General features: G+C 42.2%; 13 protein-coding genes. 8 read left to right on the plus strand and 5 right to left on the minus strand.

Going from position 1 to position 17,607, the window contains the following annotated elements; translation table 11 throughout:
- The first annotated feature begins 193 nt into the window (after nt 1–193).
- Nucleotides 194–859, plus strand: a complete 666-nt coding sequence (locus BLS65_RS08700; RefSeq protein WP_092438015.1) for a DUF2461 domain-containing protein — start codon at nt 194–196, stop codon at nt 857–859.
- 32 nt (nt 860–891) lie between these two features.
- Here the strand turns inward: BLS65_RS08700 and BLS65_RS08705 are convergent, their stop codons facing one another.
- The 4 genes from BLS65_RS08705 to BLS65_RS19025 all read right to left on the minus strand — a co-directional run bounded on the left by BLS65_RS08705 (nt 892) and on the right by BLS65_RS19025 (nt 6,373).
- Nucleotides 892–2,550, minus strand: a complete 1,659-nt coding sequence (locus BLS65_RS08705; RefSeq protein ID WP_212590520.1) for an AMP-binding protein — start codon at nt 2,548–2,550, stop codon at nt 892–894.
- A gap of 26 nt (nt 2,551–2,576) precedes the next feature.
- On the minus strand, nt 2,577–4,238 hold the full coding sequence (locus BLS65_RS08710; RefSeq protein ID WP_092438020.1) for an AMP-binding protein: 1,662 nt from the start codon (nt 4,236–4,238) through the stop codon (nt 2,577–2,579).
- Between the two features lie 260 nt (nt 4,239–4,498).
- Nucleotides 4,499–5,401: a hypothetical protein gene (locus BLS65_RS08715; RefSeq protein WP_092438022.1), complete on the minus strand. Its 903-nt coding sequence runs from the start codon at nt 5,399–5,401 to the stop codon at nt 4,499–4,501.
- Nucleotides 5,402–5,458: 57 nt separating this feature from the next.
- Entirely contained in the window at nt 5,459–6,373 is a 915-nt protein-coding gene (locus BLS65_RS19025; RefSeq protein WP_092438024.1) for an ATP-binding cassette domain-containing protein, read from the minus strand.
- A 123-nt stretch (nt 6,374–6,496) separates the two neighbouring features.
- Between BLS65_RS19025 and BLS65_RS08725 the strand changes: the two genes are divergently transcribed.
- The 6 genes from BLS65_RS08725 to BLS65_RS08750 all read left to right on the plus strand — a co-directional run bounded on the left by BLS65_RS08725 (nt 6,497) and on the right by BLS65_RS08750 (nt 15,925).
- Nucleotides 6,497–6,718, plus strand: coding sequence for a hypothetical protein (locus tag BLS65_RS08725; RefSeq protein ID WP_092438026.1), 222 nt, complete (start codon nt 6,497–6,499; stop codon nt 6,716–6,718).
- A 65-nt stretch (nt 6,719–6,783) separates the two neighbouring features.
- Complete coding sequence (locus BLS65_RS08730; RefSeq protein WP_125869817.1) at nt 6,784–7,878, plus strand: BamA/TamA family outer membrane protein; 1,095 nt, start codon at nt 6,784–6,786, stop codon at nt 7,876–7,878.
- Nucleotides 7,879–7,903: 25 nt separating this feature from the next.
- Entirely contained in the window at nt 7,904–9,532 is a 1,629-nt protein-coding gene (locus tag BLS65_RS08735) for a dipeptidase (protein WP_092438030.1), read from the plus strand.
- Nucleotides 9,533–9,843: 311 nt separating this feature from the next.
- Nucleotides 9,844–11,787: a DNA primase gene (dnaG, locus tag BLS65_RS08740; protein WP_092438032.1), complete on the plus strand. Its 1,944-nt coding sequence runs from the start codon at nt 9,844–9,846 to the stop codon at nt 11,785–11,787.
- Between the two features lie 107 nt (nt 11,788–11,894).
- The gene (locus tag BLS65_RS08745; RefSeq protein ID WP_092438034.1) at nt 11,895–12,716 is read left to right on the plus strand and encodes a hypothetical protein; all 822 of its coding nucleotides are present in this window, start codon (nt 11,895–11,897) and stop codon (nt 12,714–12,716) included.
- Nucleotides 12,717–12,808: 92 nt separating this feature from the next.
- On the plus strand, nt 12,809–15,925 hold the full coding sequence (locus tag BLS65_RS08750) for an ATP-binding cassette domain-containing protein (protein WP_092438036.1): 3,117 nt from the start codon (nt 12,809–12,811) through the stop codon (nt 15,923–15,925).
- A gap of 345 nt (nt 15,926–16,270) precedes the next feature.
- On the opposite strand, the gene BLS65_RS08755 is transcribed toward BLS65_RS08750, so the two are convergent.
- Nucleotides 16,271–16,639: a YccF domain-containing protein gene (locus BLS65_RS08755; RefSeq protein ID WP_092438084.1), complete on the minus strand. Its 369-nt coding sequence runs from the start codon at nt 16,637–16,639 to the stop codon at nt 16,271–16,273.
- Between the two features lie 198 nt (nt 16,640–16,837).
- Between BLS65_RS08755 and BLS65_RS08760 the strand changes: the two genes are divergently transcribed.
- Entirely contained in the window at nt 16,838–17,554 is a 717-nt protein-coding gene (locus BLS65_RS08760; RefSeq protein ID WP_317039063.1) for an SIR2 family NAD-dependent protein deacylase, read from the plus strand.
- Nucleotides 17,555–17,607 lie beyond the last annotated feature (53 nt).

A 17,607-nucleotide genomic window follows, 5' to 3' on the forward strand; every position in this document is an offset into this window, starting at 1 on the left:
TTGTTTAATGTGCTGTATATGTAATACTTAACAATATTACTGACCTTAGGAATCATGCTTAGAAAATTACTGGAATAATCTTTTAAGATACTGATTTCTAAGGTCTTATTCAAATTTATTCACGCCTATTTTTCTGATTGTCAAATATTTACACTAGTTATTACCGAACTATTGTAACACAAAGACGCATAAAATGGTACCAAAGACTGTAATGATTTTTTTGGAGGGTTTAAAGGCAAATAATTCACGGGATTGGTTTAACGAGAATAAGGATAATTATTTGCAGGCTCTAAAAAGTTATGATAACATCCTCGAACAGCTAATTTCTTCAGTTGGTTTGTTCGATGATGAAGTTGTGGGGCTCAAACCCAAGGATGCAATTTTTCGGATTTATCGCGATGTTCGTTTTTCGCACGACAAGAGTCCCTACAAAACTCATTTTGGTGCTTATCTTGCACGGGGTGGACGAAAGAGTCCATCTGCAGGATACTATGTTCACCTAGAGGCGGATGGTTCGGTGCTCGCTGGTGGCATTTGGAGGCCAGAGTCTGAAAACTTAAAAAAAATCAGAAGGGCGATTGATCTCTATCACGAAGAGTTTTTGCAGATAGTCTCGGAGAAGATTTTTACGAAGTGGTTTGGTAAGTTGAGTAGTGATGATGCGCTGGTGAGAGTACCTGCGGGATTCAGCAATGATTCTCCTGTTGCAAACTATTTAAGAATGAAGAGTTTTACGGTTGGACATACCTTTACGAATAGGGATGTGTTAGAACCTAATTTTGAGGAACGCGTTGTTGAGGCCTGCCGAGCAATGTATCGATTCAATACGTTTTTACGAGAGGCCATTGATGAAAAATAGAAGAGGCTGTCCAGAAAGGACAGCCTCTTTTATTAGATTTCCACAGATAAATATAGGAATCGCTTTATGCTTTTCTTTGGGGTTTTTTCAAACTCTTCGGGATAGAGTTTGGTTTTTTGAATTTGCATGAAGGCCGGTAGTACGCTGTTCAGAATTTTTTTGTTCTCCTCCATGATAAGGGCTAGATCCTCGGCATTTAAACCCGCTTCATCGGCCGTTTCGTAATCGGGGTAAATGAGAGCCACAAGTCGGTTGTTTTTCTCAACGACCAGTGATTCTTGAATATAGGGCATGTTATTGAGTTTAGCCTCAATTTCTTCGGGATATATATTTTGCCCACTAGGGCCTAAAATCATACTCTTACTCCTACCCTTTATATAGATGTAGTTTTCGCTATCGATAAGTCCAAGGTCGCCCGTGCGTAACCAACCATCGGAAGTTATTGCAGAATTAGTCGCTTCTGGATTTTTGTAATAGCCCATCATCACATTCTCTCCCTTTACCATAATTTCGCCTACTTCCACGAATGGATCTGCGGAATCAATTTTAACAGAGAGCGTTGGTAGTATCTTACCACATGCACCTTGGGGATTATCGGCCCAGGCGGCATAGGAAATTAGTGGACCACACTCGGTCATGCCAAAGCCAACGGTGAATGGGAATTTTATTTTCTTAAGAAAATCTTCTACTTCACTATTGAGTGGCGCTCCACCAATAATAACCTGCATGAAGTTTCCTCCGAAGACCTCAGACAGTTTTTTGTTTATCTGTTGATAAATCTTCTTGTCGAGGAGAGGAACATTAAGCAGCAGCTTCATTGGCTGCTTGTTCAGCGTTGGCAAGATTTGTTTTTTGTATATCTTCTCCATTATCAGCGGAACAGTAAGTATCAACTTTGGACGTACTTGTTCAAATGCTTGTATAATGGTTTTTGGTGCAGGAGTTTTTGTTAAGAAGGTGATGTGACAGCCCACAGAAAATGGCCATAAGAACTCAAAGGCACAACCATAGGCATGTGCCAGCGGCAGGAAAGAAACGATTTTATCTCCGGCCTGAAGTGGTATGTTGTTATGACCAAATAGCACATTTGCAGCTAGGCTATTTAACGGAAGCATAACCCCTTTTGAGAAACCGGTAGTGCCTGAAGTGTAGCTAATTACTCCAAGTTTATCGTTCGATATTTCCCGGAAGTTAATGTCATTAGGCGTAAGCTCTTCTAGTTTTTTGGTCAGATTATCGACTTCTGATTTCAACTGGTTTGTAGCATCATCGTTTCTAGAAACCAATAGGTTAAATTGTGTCAATGAAAAAATTGCGGTAAGGTGGGGCATTGATGATTCATCGATGTTTTCCCAAATTTGATCGCTTGTGAATAGAATTTTAGAGTCGGAATGGTTAATAATATGGTGAATATCTGCAACGGCAAAATCGGCAAGAACGGGAACAACTACGGCGCCATATGATATTATGGCTAAATATGAAGTAGCCCACGAACTGCTGTTTCTTCCAACCAGTGCCACTTTGTCACCGGGTTTTATTCCCCACATTTCTAGCATCTGGTGAATACGAACAACGTCCTTCGCTACCGTTGAAAAGGGAATGGTTTTCCCTTGATAATCGGAAAATGCGGGGCTATTCCAATTCTCTTGGAGACTTTTTTCGATATATTCCTTAATGAAGTTTTGTGCAATCATTTCTTTTTGATTGTAGTGAACGATTATTGGACCTGTGGTTGGTATAGAAACCGTTTAATACTGCGCTTGGGTGTTTTTTCGAACTCTTCCGGATATAGTTTCACCGAAGAAATTTGGCTATAGGCAGGTAGGTCTTTATTTGTTTCGATGCGGTTTTCCTCCATTTTCTTTTCTATATCGTGAATGGTAAGCCCATGCTTATCTGCCGTCTCGTAGTCGGGATAAATAAGGGCAATGAGTTTCCCGTTGCTTTCTACAACGAGTGATTCCTGAACAAATGGTAAATTGTTTACTTTACCCTCAATCTCTTCGGGGAAGATATTCTGACCAGAAGGGCCTAGTATCATATTTTTGCAACGACCTTTAATAAACAGATAGCCATCGGCATCGATTATTCCAAGATCGCCAGTGCGCATCCAACCGTCTGCAGTAAAGGCAGCTGTAGTTGCTTCCTCGTTCCTATAATATCCCAGCATAACGTTTTCGCCACGTACAAGGATTTCGCCTACCAGATTTTCCGAATCGTCAGAGTCAATCTTTATCTCCATTCCGGGCGCTGCCTTTCCGGTGGAGTATAGCTTGTTCGTATTCCACGAATCGTAGGTAATTATTGGTCCACACTCGGTCATGCCGTAGCCAACGGTATAGCGAAACTCAATTTTTTTAAGAAAACGCTCCACCTCGGGATTTAGGGCTGCTCCCCCAATTACAACTTCGTAGAATTCGCCGCCAAATATTGAGGTTAACTTCTCGTTTATCTTCTTGCAAATTCTGCGGTCGATGAGGGGAATCTTAAGGAGCAATTTTATGGACGGCTTACTAATTGCCTCTAGAACACTTTTTTTATAGATTTTTTCGATGATAAGCGGAACGGAAAGCACAACTTTTGGCTTTAGTTCCCCAAACGCATCGAGGATAATCTTTGGTGATGGTGTTCGTGTCAAGAAATTTATATGGCACCCTCTGGTAATGGGGTAGATAAACTCGAAAGCAGAGCCATAGGCGTGAGCCATTGGAAGAATGCTTACCATTTTTCCTGCCGGCTCGAGCGGAAGCACCTGTATAGCAAAAAGCAAGTTGGATGTCAGACTTCGGAAAGGTAGCATTACCCCTTTCGAAAACCCAGATGTTCCTGAAGTATAGTTTATTACCCCAAGTTCCTCTGGTTTATCACGGTGGTATATTACCTCGTCGGGGGAAATACCTTTTGGGTATTTCAGTGAATAGTCAGAATCAAGTTTAGCATGAATATCTCGAACGGAGAATGGTGTGTTTTCGTGGAGAATGCTGAAGTCTGCAACAGAGATAATGCATTTAACATTCGGCATTTGAGCTTCATTGAGGTTTTCCCAAATCACATCGCCAACAAAAAGAACCATTGCCTCGGAATGGTTTACAATGTGATGAACGTTATCTGGTTTAAATTCATGAAGAATAGGAACAACAACGGCCCCATAGCTAGTAATAGCAAGAAAAGTAACAGCCCAGTTTGCAGAATTGCGTCCTACAAGGGCAATTCTATCACCTTTTTTAATTCCTGTTTTTTCAAAGATGATATGTATTTTGGCAATCTTTCGAGCCAAATCCTCATAGGTGTAGGTAATGCCCTTATAGTCGCTCAGAGCCGGAAGAGTCCAGTTCTGTTTTATACTTTTTTCGATATGGGCAACAAAGCTCTGCTCCATGGTAGAAAAATTGGTTAATTACAGTTAATGCGCACAAAAACAGGTCGTTAGTGTGAGCCGGTGAATTGTGTTCATGGCAAATATAAAAAAAAATTAATCGATCAACCTTTTTGCTAAGGAATCCTGTGTTTACAGTGGTTGCGTTAATGTTCTAACACATGTTTATTGATTGTTCCGCCTGAACGTTCACGAGTTTCCGGGAAAAGGTACAAATAAAAAAACCCTCTGGAGAGAGGGTTTTTATTCCAGATTGTGTTAATCTACTTAATCAAAAACTGGGATTGTCCTATTAGGATGCCATCAAGGAAAACGGCAATTTCGTAGGAACCGACCAGAAGGTCTCCTTTATTATCATAGAAGATACAAAGATCGACATCCTTATTTTGGTAATCAACTTCACGTTTGGCCGAAAACACAATTTTTTCACCATTAAAATCGAACTGATCGGTTTCCGATTTTGTGAGCACAAATTTATCTGGACCGGTAATTCGAACAAATGCGTCCCTAAGGCCCGGTTGTGCTATCTCGTTTTCAACTAGGGTAAAGCAAACTTTAATTTTCTCAACACGACGAGCTCTTGTCACCTCTTTACCCCTACTGTTTATGGGAGTGGAAACAATATCACGAGCTTTTATAACCGACCCCTTCTGAACCTTTGTAGAGAGTTCGTCGTTTTGCGTGGAGAGTTCTTTGTTGGCCATTTTGGTCATCGTGGATTCTTCCCTCACCTTAACGTTCTCGGCAATAAGATGTTGGTTAAGCGTGTTCAAGGAGTCTATTTGCTGAATATAGTTCCGCATAATAGAACGAAGCGAACCTAGTTCCGATTGATAATCTTTTATTTTTTGATAGTTGATTGCTTTTTCGCTCTTAACTTGTTTGATTAATCCTTGAATCTTTCCGCGCTCAACTGCAAGTTCTTTATTGAGGGAATCGTTGTTGGACTCTAATCCGGTATAATCGGCATATAGATTCGTGAGGTTGGATTCAATGCTGTCTTTTTCTTGGTTTAATTGGGATTGAATTTCTTGGGATTGCTGCTTTTCCCCGGTATATTTCCAGTAAAGTAAGCCACACACAATTACTAGAGCACCAATAATAACAAGGTATCCAATGCTGGATTTTTTCTCCGGCAAACCGGATTGCTTGTTCGTTTCGTCCATATTTGGGTTATTTGGGTTTGAGTGTGTGAAGATAGAAACAATTTTTTTGTCTTTTGCTTAATTCTCAGAAGTGAGTTCTCTGAAAACATCTTCAAGATGTTTTTCATGTAGCTGCAGTGTTATTATAGTTAGGTTGTTACTAACGGCCATATTAAACAGTGTTGGTCTTGGATCTATCGTTGATGCGGAGGTAATCAACCAACCAGTTTTGCCAACTTTCTCAACCAATTCAATACCGGGAAGGCCATTAAAAACGGAAGTGTTCGTCTCTTCAAGAAACTCTACAAAGGTTGTTGTCACGCCTTTTCCTGTGTGCGTCTTGAGGTAATCCTGATTTTCATTAGCTACAATTTTTCCCTTACTCAGAATTATCACCTTGGAGCAAATTGCCTCTACTTCTTGCATGATATGGGATGAAAGTAGGATGGTTTTTGTTTTTCCCACCTCTATAATTAATTTTCGGATTTCCAGAATTTGATTTGGATCAAGTCCAGTTGTTGGTTCATCCAAAATAAGCACCTCTGGATCATGTATCAGCGCTTGTGCAAGGCCAATTCGCTGGCGATATCCCTTGCTTAGCATTCCAATCTTTTTATGGCATTCGACTCCTATACCTACCTGATCGATAAGGTATTGCACCCGCTGGGTTAGATTGTGAACCTTATGCACTTTTCCTATAAACATTAAAAACTCCTTAACGTACATCTCAAGGTAGAGCGGATTATGTTCCGGTAGGTAACCCGTTATTGCCTTAATAGCATAGGGATTTACCGTTACGTCAATACCATTAATAAAAGCTGAACCTTCCGAGGGGTTTATCACACCCATAAGGGTTTTCATGAGGGTCGATTTGCCGGCTCCATTGGGACCAAGAAATCCGACTACTTCCCCAGATTTTACTGAAAAGGAGACGGAATCAAGTGCTTTCTGAGTTCCGTATAGTTTGGAGATGTTTTGAACTTCGATTGACATCGTGTTTCGTTTTACTAGAATGACAAAGCTACTAATTCCTTAAAAAAAAACGACAATATGAGTGTCGTTACTTTATTTTTGACGTATTATTGTTAGTTCTATTATTAATTTAAATCTTGGAGTATGTATTTTTCCACATCTCGTCTTCTATTGTTGATCTTCATTGCCTTGGTTGTTGGAATAAATGTTTCCGTACTGGTGAATGCGTGGCGGGAATCGGCATCGTTGGTAAATCCACTTATGAATATTGGGGGCTTGGTCCTTTTAGGTGGAGTTGTATTCCTTTACCAATGGTCGCAAAACAGAAAAGGTAAGAAGGAAAAGGTAGAAAAAAAAGAGGCATAAATTGCTATTGCATGCCGTAAGGTGTGTATTGGTGTTAAGATTACTATTATCTAATTGGGAAAAAAGTGAGAAAGAGTAGTTTCGTTTTTGGTCTTTACCTTACTGTTGCTAGTTGTACACAACTCATGGCACAGCAAAAGCAGGAAGTACTCATACCCGATTCGGTAAGCGAATCACACAATAGCGTTTTGGCGATTCCTTACGCATTTTACAGCCCAGAAACTCATTGGGGCTTTGGGGTTTCGGCCGGATACTATTTTTCTAAGGAGGAGAGTCGAAGGATCTCCAATATTCAGGGATCTGCGATTTATACCCAAGACAACCAGTTTAAACTTTCCGTTACGCCAAAAGTATTTTCTGAAGATAAGCGTAGTTTCTATTCGGGTAAGTTTGAAGTCCAGAATTTCCCAGATAAGTTTTATGGCATTGGGAGAGATGCCGATAGCGTTCAAAACTTTACTTGGAGGAACCTTTCTTTTCTGTTTCAGAGACAAAAGGTTGTATTTTCCGATCTAATGATTGGCTATCAAGTTCAGTTGGATTACGGAAAAATGAAGGACCCCATTCCTGAGTCACGTTATCCTGAGCAGGAGTTGTATGGTAATGGGGAGTTTTTTACTTCTGCCCTCGGTGCTTTGATTACCTGGGACAGCCGCGATAACATGTTTTATGCCCGAACAGGAAGCTTTTATAAGGTTTCCTTACTATCGAATAGTAAGGTTTTCTTGAGTGAATACAACTACACACGGGTAATTGCAGATTTTCGCGAGTTTGGTGCCATTTCTAGAATCACTTCCATGGGGTTTCAGTTTTATGGCGATTTTACCTGGGGCGATGTTCCCTTTCAGCGGCTCCCAATGGAGGGTGGAAGCGAAATATTACGTGGGGTGAGGCAGGGGCGCTACCGCGATAAGATGATGATGGCGGCACAGTTGGAGTTTCGGTTAACCATAACCCGAAAGTTGTTTGCCACGGCTTTTGTTGCCGCAGCTGATGTTGCTCCTGTTACAAACGAGTTTGCACTCAAGGAGTATACGCCCTCTTTTGGTGGCGGACTTAGGTATAAGTTAAATCGGGCCGGTGTGAATCTTCGATTCGACACGGCTATTACTCCTGGGGGAAAACCCTTGTTCTACTTTACGGCAATGGAGGCATTCTAGACCTCAATGCATTAAAAAAAGAAATATGAAGAAATTGTTCTTGCCCATAATCATTGGCTATTTTAGTGTGTTGCCATCATTGGCGTGTACTAATATTATTGTAACCAAGGGTGCTTCTGTTGATGGATCCTGCTATGTAGTTTATACTTGCGATGGAGAATTTCATCCTCAGCTGAGTTACAAAAAAGGTGGCAAAAGTAAGGATGGGGAAATTATCCGTCTTTATAATTGGGACACAGGAAAGGCTGGTAGCATTCCTCAGGCACCATATACTTACTCGGTGGTTGGTCCAAACATGAATGAGTTTCAAGTTTCAATTGGTGAAACAACATTCGATGGTAGATCGGAACTTTTTGATACTACTAAGGTGTTGAACTATTGGCAACTCATGGAAATTGCTTTGGAACGCTCTCGCACAGCACGTGAAGCTATATCGGTTATTACCTCATTAGCAGAAAAGTATGGCTATGGTAGTACCGGTGAATCGTTTTCTATTGCCGATCCTAATGAAGCTTGGCTTTTGGAGATGATTGGTGGTGGTGTGAATGGACCAGGACCGGTCTGGGTGGCAATGCGTGTACCCGATGGATATGTTTGCGCACATGCAAATCACTCGCGGATTGGTGAGTTTCCGCTAAATAATCCCGACGTGTGTATTTATTCAAAGAATGTGATATCGTTCGCAGTTGAAAGGGGATACTATGATCCTAAAGGGGGAAAGCCATTTCAGTTTAACCAAGCCTACGATCCCGATGAACCAACTAAACTTCGTTACTGTGAAACGAGAGTTTGGAGTATTTTCAACAGAGCAGCACCCAGTTTAAAACTTTCAATGGATTATAATCGAGGTGTTCAAGGTGCGGAGCGATATCCGCTTTGGATAAAACCCGACAAGAAGCTGTCCCTTGAAAACATATTTTCGCTTATTCGCGATCACTACGAGGGAACCTCTATTGATATGACCAAGGGTCTTGCTGCAGGACCATTTGGAAATCCAAACTATGCCAGACCATTGACCTTTAAAGTCGATTCCATTTCTGCTACATGGGAGCGAGCTATTTCGACCTATAATACAGGATTCTCATTTGTGGCTCAAATGAGAAGTTGGTTGCCAAACTCCATTGGTGGAATTTTATGGTACGGCGTGGACGATACTTATACAACCTGTTACTTCCCACTTTATGCTGGTGTTACCGACGTTCCAAAGTCGTTTAACGAAGGAAGCCTAAAACGGTTTTCCATGAATTCGGCTTGGTGGATTTTTAATGGCGTTGCAAACCTGGCCAACATAAAATATAGCTACATGGTGAAGGACATTCAAAAAGTGCAGCAAGAGTTGGAAGCAGAGTTTCGGAATCAAATTCCTGAGATGGACAAAAAGGCGTTGGTCCTTAAAAACGATCCCGAAAAAATGAGGGCGGCCCTTACCGAGTTCAGCGTGGCATCGGGTAACCGAGTTTTTACCGAATGGACCGAACTTTTTCTAGATTTGCTCACACGATACAACGACGGATACATACAAGATAGCCTTGGAAATCCTCAGCAGGTGGGCTATCCAGCCAATTGGTATAGGCGTTCATTGAATGACAACCCCAAGTTTGCTATTCCTATATGGTATGAGAATCAAGAGACGAAGGAACCATCGAAATTCTAGGGCATTAATTATGTTAACTAGTGTTTGGATTAAACCTGTTTTCATTAAAAATCCTCTTCGAGTCCGAAGAGGATTTTTTGTAATATGAGAACAGATATTTTTTTCAAACTATTGTTCGAAAATCTTATATTGATCCTTACAGTGAAAAATACTTAGCAGAAGATCCCTCTTTAGGCATTTGAATCATTTATGGAACTGGCTATATTCTAAGGGGACTAGAGTACTGCTAAGGTTTTTCAAATAATTTCCGAAATTAATACTACCTTTAAAATTGATTTACACACCACAAAGATAAGAATACTAGAGCGTTAATGATAGATCACGCAACCGTAGAACGAATTATTGCCACCGCCAATATACAGGAGGTTGTGCAGGATTTTGTGTCGCTGAAGAAGCGAGGCGTGAATTATTTGGGCCTTTGCCCTTTCCATAACGAGAAATCACCCTCGTTTACCGTTTCGCCCGCCAAGGGGATATTTAAGTGCTTTGGTTGTGGTAAAGGTGGGAACTCGGTCAACTTTATAATGGAGCTGGAGCACCTTAGCTACTTTGAGGCGCTGAAGTACTTGGGCAAGAAGTATGGAATTGAGGTTAAGGAGCGGGAACTTTCTCTGGACGAAGTAAAGCAAAACGACGACCGGGAAAGTATGATGGTGCTTAATGCTTGGGCGCAGCGTCATTTCTCCGATACCCTCTATCACCATATCGATGGAAAAAATATTGGACTAGCTTATCTCAAGGAGCGTGGAATGCGCGATGAGACTATCAAAAAATTTCAGTTGGGTTATTCGCTCGATAATCGCGACGCATTTTCACAATCGGCCATTAAGCAAGGATTTAAGAAAGAGTATCTTGTAAAAGCGGGGCTGACTATTGACCATGAGCATGGCCTTCTCGATCGATTTTATGGTCGGGTTATTTTCCCTATCCATTCCATCAGCGGTCGGGTTATCGGCTTTGGAGGGCGAGTGCTCCGAAACGATAAAAAAACCGCAAAATATCTCAACTCTCCCGAGAGCGAAATATACCATAAAGGGCAGACCTTATACGGCATATACTTTGCCAAACAAGCTATAACTCGTGAGAATAAGTGCTTGCTCGTTGAGGGTTACACCGATGTGACATCACTTCACCAGGCTGGAATAGAGAATGTTGTGGCTTCGTCGGGAACATCGCTAACTGTTGAGCAGATACGGCTTATCAAGCGTTTTACGCCCAACGTTACCATTCTATACGATGGAGATGCAGCGGGAATTAAGGCCTCGCTTAGAGGAATTGATTTAGTACTGGAAGAGGGTCTGAATGTAAGGGTTTTGCTCCTTCCCGCAGGAGAGGATCCCGATTCGTTTAGCAAAACACGATCGGCCAAGGAGTTGCTCGAGTTTATTGGTGAGAAGGAGGAGGATTTCATCTCCTTTAAGACCAACTTATTACTTGTAGATGCCGGTAAAGATCCGGTGAAACGGGCGGGATTGATTTCAGATATTGTTCGATCCATTGGGGCAATTCCTGATGCAATTATTCGTACGGTATACATTCGTGAGTGTAGCCGATTGCTCGACATCGAGGAGCGGGTGCTGTTTTCGGAAGTGGGATCGCTGCGACGTAAAAAATACGAATCCGATCAACAGGTTGTCCCTCACGATATATATGCCCAGTTGCAGCACAAGGAATTGGTTGTTCCTTCGTTTGTGCAGGGGGTATTTTGCGAAGAGCAGGAGAAAGAACTCATATACTACCTGCTAAAGTATGGCGAACGTGTACATTCCACCTATGAGGATGTGAATGGCGATTCGTTTGAGATTACTGTTGCTAACTATATTATTGCCGAGATCAAAAACGATGAACTTGAGTTCAACAACTTGGCATATCGGCAGCTTTTTGACGAGTATTATAGAATGCTCAATAAAGGAGAACAACCAGAAGCGCGGCACTTTTTGCAGCATCCCGACGTTAAGATCAGTGAGCTTTCGGTGGATATTCTTACCTCGGAGCACATTGCCAGTAAACTTTGGGAAAAGCACAGCGCATATGTGGAATCGGAGGAGATGATTCTAAAACTTGCTGTTCCAAAATCGGTAATTGTGTATAAGACAAAGATTATTCAGTCGGTGATGGGCAAGCTACATACGCAGCTTTCCGTATCGCACAAGGAGGGGAACCAAGAACAGGTGAACGCAATTTTAGCTCAATTGAATCAGCTTAATCAGCTAAAAATGAGGCTGTCGAAAGAATTGGATAGGGTAGTCCTGTAAAGAGAAAAAACTCAGAAAACTAATGACGCAAGGATTATGGTTGTTTTCCTAAAATTCGTAACTTGTGGCTGTTTATATCGACAAACAATAATATAAGCCAGAATAAGATGAAAACTCTATTAAACGCAACTAAGCTATCAATTTACGGCCTTTCTTTTGCTTTTGTTTTAACCTCCTGCGGAGGTGGTCAACAAGCAAGCACCGAGGCTCAAGACGAAAACCTACCCAAAGATTCACTTGTGAAGATGGTTACCAAGTATCCTCTTCCCACTGCTTTTGAGGTCACCAACCTACTAAACAAGGCCGGTGCAGGGTTTATTCTCAGCATTTCGAACTCAACAAACAATGTTGATAAATACTTTACTGAGAAGAGCAAGGCAATAAACCTTGGTATTTATGGTGCCGATTTGGCGTATGCAAGCACATACCAAATGAAGCAAGAAACCATGAACTATCTTAAGGTTTCCAAAAAGCTTATCGATGAACTCCAAATCTCAACCGAGTTCAATGCGACTTTTGCTGAGCGCGTAGAAAAAAACATCGACAATCAGGATAGTCTTATCCAAGTGATTAGCGATTCATTCTTCAAAACCTACGAATTTTTAACTAACAACGGTAAGGACAACCTCTCCCTGTTGGTGATGTCGGGTAGCTGGACCGAAGGTCTTTACATTACTACCCAAATTGAGAAGACCAGCAAGAACAACCAAGACATTGTTAAGATTATTGTTAACCAAAACGGATCGTTAGTTAAGTTAATCGAACTTTTGGATAAGAATAAAGCAAACGCAGATGTTGCTGAGATGCTTGTAAAACTTCAGACTATTTCTGAAGCATACAAAGGTGTTCAAGGCGATAAGGTAGATGCAAAAGCGATTGCTAACCTATCTAGTGTGGTTGAAAAGATTCGCAATGAAATGGTAAAATAGCGTGTGATTTATATTTAAGATGAATGAAAAGAGCATCTGCACTGCAGCAGATGCTCTTTTTTTTGTAATTTTCGGAACAATCATTGCTCTCCATGAACGAATCGGTACTCAATGCGCTAATGCAACTTTTTGCTCTCATTGCTAATGAGAATGGCTCTACCGTGTCGTCGAGAGGAAAGAAAATTGTTGCATCATATCTGAATCAACATATTGGTATTGAGCACACAAATGACTATCTGAAGCTGTTTGAGGATTACTTCTCGTTTTACCAGCAAGAATTGGAGAGTATTGATGCAACCGTTGGTGTGGCGGTAGAAGGAACACTGGTTGTTCGGCAAGCCGCCAAAATCTGTGAACACATTACCAAGAGTTTACCAAAGACAGAGCGAATAATGGTATTTATTCGGCTCCTCGAATTTATCCATGTCGATGGAATAATTACCGCCCAAGAGGAGCATTTTGTTCATGTGGTGGCGCAGAACTTTAACATTGAAGCAAAAGAGTTTGAGAACATTTATCAGTTTATAATATCTCCTTTTAAAAATAATATCCCTCGCAATCAGTTGCTTATTGTTTCCAACAGCGACCAGCTTCACGTGGAAGACCTAGAGGGTTTGTGGGTGGAAAGTAATCGACCAAGGGAGGAGGAGCGCAAGCTCATAATTAGAAGCAACCTAGAGGGGAGCATCTTCATCCTAAAGTTGGAGACAATTAACCAGTTTCTGCTTCAGTATTTCGGAACAGGCAATATTCAACTTAACAACAAACCGCTTAAATCGGGTGTTTCGTACATTATCGACACAGGAAATATCATTAAAGTTCCCGATAATGAGCCGATTTACTTTCGTGAGATTGAGAGCGCCCTGTTTATACAACCCGGAAGCAGTAGTATTATATTTAGTGCCGAAAATCTGAACTTCCGATTCAAGAATACCCAAAATGGAGTTCGTGATTTCTCCTTTTGGGAAGAATCCGGCCAAGTTATAGGCGTAATGGGCGGGAGCGGAGTTGGAAAATCTACGTTACTGAACCTTCTAAACGGCAAGTTGGAACCCAAGTCGGGTCATGTAATGGTAAACGGATACGATGTTCATCGGGAGCATTACCGCCTCGAAGGAGTAATCGGTTTTGTGCCTCAGGACGATTTGCTTTTTGAGGAACTAACGGTTTACCAGAATCTTTACTATAACGCCAAGCTCTGTTTTAGTAATTTTTCGGAGTATAAGCTCCGCGAAACAGTGGAGCGCATCATTCGCGACTTCGACCTAGACGATATCCGGGACTTAGTGGTGGGCAGTCCATTGAACAAGACAATTAGTGGTGGCCAGCGAAAGCGTGTAAATATTGCTCTGGAGCTAATGCGCGAACCTTCGGTGCTCATGGTGGATGAGCCTACATCGGGGTTATCGTCGCAGGACTCGGTGATGGTGATGGATCTTCTCAAAGCCCAGGCAAGGAAAGGAAAACTGGTAATTGTAAATATCCATCAACCGTCGTCGCGGATATTTAAGATGTTTGATAAGCTGTGGATTTTCGATAGAGGCGGATATCCCATTTACCAAGGAAATCCGCTCGATGCCATTGTTTACTTTAAGCGGATGATTACTCAGGTTAACCCAACCGAAACCGAGTGTCCGTACTGCGGCCATGTACATCCGGAGCAGCTGCTCGAAATTATTGAGGCGAAGGAGGTTGATCGAGAAGGGCGTTTTACCCGGAAGCGACGCAAAAGTCCGCAAGAGTGGCATGCCCTCTACACCGAGCACCTTCTTAATAAGGTTAGGCCGAAGGAGGTGAAACGAATAATACCCAAAAACTTCTTCAATATCCCCAATATTGAGGTTCAGATGCAGATTTTCTTTCTGCGCAACCTGCTCTCGAAAATTTCGAATAAGCAGTATATGTTTATTAACTTACTTGAGGCACCGATACTTGCGCTAATTTTGGGGTACTTCACAAAATTTGCAGCAGGGCCAGCTTATGTGTTTAGCGATAACAAGAACTTTCCCGCGTTCCTTTTCATGAGCGTTGTAGTGGCCCTTTTCCTTGGGCTTACAGTGAGCGCGGAGGAGATTATTCGGGACAGGAAAATCCTAGAGCGAGAATCCTTTTTGAATCTGAGCAGGTTTAGTTACCTAAACTCAAAAATATTGTATCTCTTTGCGCTTTCGGCCATTCAGATGTTGCTCTACGTTGCAGTGGCTGGTTACATTCTCGAAATCCAAGGGTTACTTCCCATCTACTGGCTCATACTGTTTACGCTTTGTTGCTTTGCAAATATGCTAGGGCTAAATATATCCGCGGGATTAAACTCCGTGGTGGCAATCTACATTCTAATTCCATTAATTCTAGTGCCCCAACTGCTTCTTAGTGGCACCATTGTTCCGTTTGATAACCTGCACCGTAAGCTCACCGATAAGATTTACGTTCCTTTTGTGGGTGATATCATGGTGTCTCGATGGGCATTTGAGGCATTGGCGGTTGTTCAGTTTAAGGAGAACGCGTATGAGAAACACTTTTTCCCCTACGAGTTGCAAATTAGCACGGCAGCATACAATACGAGTTACTTGATTCCAAAGGTGCAGAACAAGTTGGATGAGTCTATTCGTTTGAAATCGGCCAACAACAATGGTGTTGGACTGTCCGATAGGTTGGTGGTGATAAAGAATGAGCTAACTAAGCTGCAAGTTGAATCGGGAAAGCCACCATTCGAATATTTAGAAAAGCTTAGTCCCGCCGAGTTCAGTGAAGATGTGTTTGAGGAGGCTGTGGGCTATCTGTTTTTTTTAAAAAAATACTATTACGAGAAGGCCGATAGTGCAACCAAGCAGAAGGATAGCGTTTACAACCACTTGCTGGCAACCATTGGCAGCGATGGTTTTCTAAAGTTAAAGCGGGATTACCACAATAAGGCGTTGGCCGACTATGTTTTGAACAGCCAGGAGTTGGAAAAAATGGTAGAGGTACCCACCCAAATTGTTCGCAAAAAGGATCCTATTTTCATGATGCCAACCATGAATTGGGGCCGTGCGCAGTTTTATGCCCCCATGAAAAAGTTCAACAACCAATACGTGGATACGGTGTGGTTCAACATTGCCTTCATTTGGATATTCACGCTCTTCTTTGCCGTAACGCTCCAGTTCGACATACTACGGCGAGTCATTACCTACTTTAATAACCTACGACTTCGACGGACGCAAAGGGAGTAGGTTTTTTGTCCCCCAGAAAAAGTATGCTGTGCCTCTTAAAAAAACCACACGTGGTTTTGCTCCGAGACACGTATGGTTTTCCTCCAAACCACACGTGGTTTTTACCCGAGTCACACGTGGTTTTTGGCGATCTGTGCCATAGTCTGTTATGAGGGTAGTTTGGGTGGGTTGAAGGCTTGGCTATTCTCTACGGCAGCATACTTCGTCCCAGTATTGGTTAATACCGCGTAGCCGTTTGGGTATTGTGGGGAATCGTTCGATTGGTGTTGTTTTATCGCATAGCGATTATGGAATACATGGTGTTGGCTTCAAGTTCCAACCTCATCCCTATAGTTTTCCGCGTTCTTAGTGTATCTCTTTTCCAAATGGGGAGAGTGCTAGCCCTGCCAGCTTAATATGTTGGCCGGCAAAGGGAATACCGATAATTGTGATGGCGAATATAATTCCAAAAAGGAGGTGCGTGAGGGCAATCCAAATGCCACCGCAGAGGAGCCAAATGACATTCATAATTATTGAGAGGCAACCGGCGGAGCTATCGGTATTTTCAACCCTAGTGCCAAACGGCCACAGCGCTACAAACGCAAGTTTAAAGGCCTGAATACCAAAAGGAATCCCAATAATGGTTAGGCAGAGCAAAAACCCACCGACAAGGTATTCCAGAAAAATAAAGATGCCGCCAAAGAGCAGCCAGATAATATTTCCCAACAGCTTCATGCTATATCTATTTAGCTTCGTTTTCTTTTCGAATGTAGGCATTAAATACTCAATGGTGGCTAGAGTCGACTAAGAAAAATTGAGATAGGATCTACAATTTGCCACAATCTTCTATTTCTAAGGTGGGTGTTCTCGCATTTTTTGGTCTAACTTTGATGAATGAAGCGTTGTTCGCTATAAGGTCAATTTTGTTGGGGTATGGTAGTTGGAGTTAAGATGAAAAAGTTGGTTGTTTTAACTGGGGCGGGCATAAGTGCTGAGAGTGGATTAAAGACTTTTCGTGATATGGGAGGTCTGTGGGAGCAGTATGATGTCACTGAGGTGGCGAGTCCCGAGGCGTGGCGTAAGAATCCTGAGTTGGTAATGCGGTTTTATAATGAGCGTCGGAAGGTCCTCTTTGAGGCTACGCCAAATGCTGGTCACATGGCCCTAGCCGCTCTTCAGGAACATTTTGAGGTTACCGTGATTACGCAGAACGTGGACGATTTGCACGAGCAGGCGGGCAGTAAATCGGTGGTTCACCTTCACGGCGAACTTCGCAAAGCGCAAAGCACCGTCGATTCTCGATTGGTATATACGCTAAAGAACTGGGAGCTTAAAATGGGTGATTTGTGCGAGAAGGGATCGCAACTCAGGCCTTACATTGTGTGGTTTGGTGAGCCGGTTCCTAATATGTCGATGGCGGCAGAACTCGCGAAGCAAGCCGATATATTTGCAGTAATCGGCACGTCGCTTAATGTTTACCCCGCAGCAGGCCTACTCGATTGCATTTCACGTGATGTTCGGGTATATTTAATCGATCCCAATATGCTTCCCGTTTCAGCAAGAAAGAACTTTACCTTCATTAAGGAGTACGCTAGTGTTGGTGTTTCGTTAATGGCAAAGGAGCTAATAGATGCGTTAAATGGTTTTTGATTACTATTTTTACAGGCTACTCATGGTTTGTGGTGATAGTTTATTCACCATAA

Source organism: Williamwhitmania taraxaci (assembly GCF_900096565.1).
Taxonomy (GTDB): Bacteria; Bacteroidota; Bacteroidia; order Bacteroidales; family Williamwhitmaniaceae; genus Williamwhitmania; species Williamwhitmania taraxaci.

Excerpts from the sequence above, each read along its gene's own strand:
- BLS65_RS08700 (WP_092438015.1), top strand. The coding sequence starts at position 194 with ATGGTACCAAAGACTGTAATGATTTTTTTGGAGGGTTTAAAGGCAAAT.
- BLS65_RS08710 (WP_092438020.1), bottom strand. The coding sequence starts at position 4,238 with ATGGAGCAGAGCTTTGTTGCCCATATCGAAAAAAGTATAAAACAGAAC.
- BLS65_RS08715 (WP_092438022.1), bottom strand. The coding sequence starts at position 5,401 with ATGGACGAAACGAACAAGCAATCCGGTTTGCCGGAGAAAAAATCCAGC.
- BLS65_RS19025 (WP_092438024.1), bottom strand. The coding sequence starts at position 6,373 with ATGTCAATCGAAGTTCAAAACATCTCCAAACTATACGGAACTCAGAAA.
- BLS65_RS08725 (WP_092438026.1), top strand. The coding sequence starts at position 6,497 with ATGTATTTTTCCACATCTCGTCTTCTATTGTTGATCTTCATTGCCTTG.
- BLS65_RS08735 (WP_092438030.1), top strand. The coding sequence starts at position 7,904 with ATGAAGAAATTGTTCTTGCCCATAATCATTGGCTATTTTAGTGTGTTG.
- dnaG (WP_092438032.1), top strand. The coding sequence starts at position 9,844 with ATGATAGATCACGCAACCGTAGAACGAATTATTGCCACCGCCAATATA.
- BLS65_RS08745 (WP_092438034.1), top strand. The coding sequence starts at position 11,895 with ATGAAAACTCTATTAAACGCAACTAAGCTATCAATTTACGGCCTTTCT.
- BLS65_RS08750 (WP_092438036.1), top strand. The coding sequence starts at position 12,809 with ATGAACGAATCGGTACTCAATGCGCTAATGCAACTTTTTGCTCTCATT.
- BLS65_RS08755 (WP_092438084.1), bottom strand. The coding sequence starts at position 16,639 with ATGAAGCTGTTGGGAAATATTATCTGGCTGCTCTTTGGCGGCATCTTT.
- BLS65_RS08760 (WP_317039063.1), top strand. The coding sequence starts at position 16,838 with ATGGTAGTTGGAGTTAAGATGAAAAAGTTGGTTGTTTTAACTGGGGCG.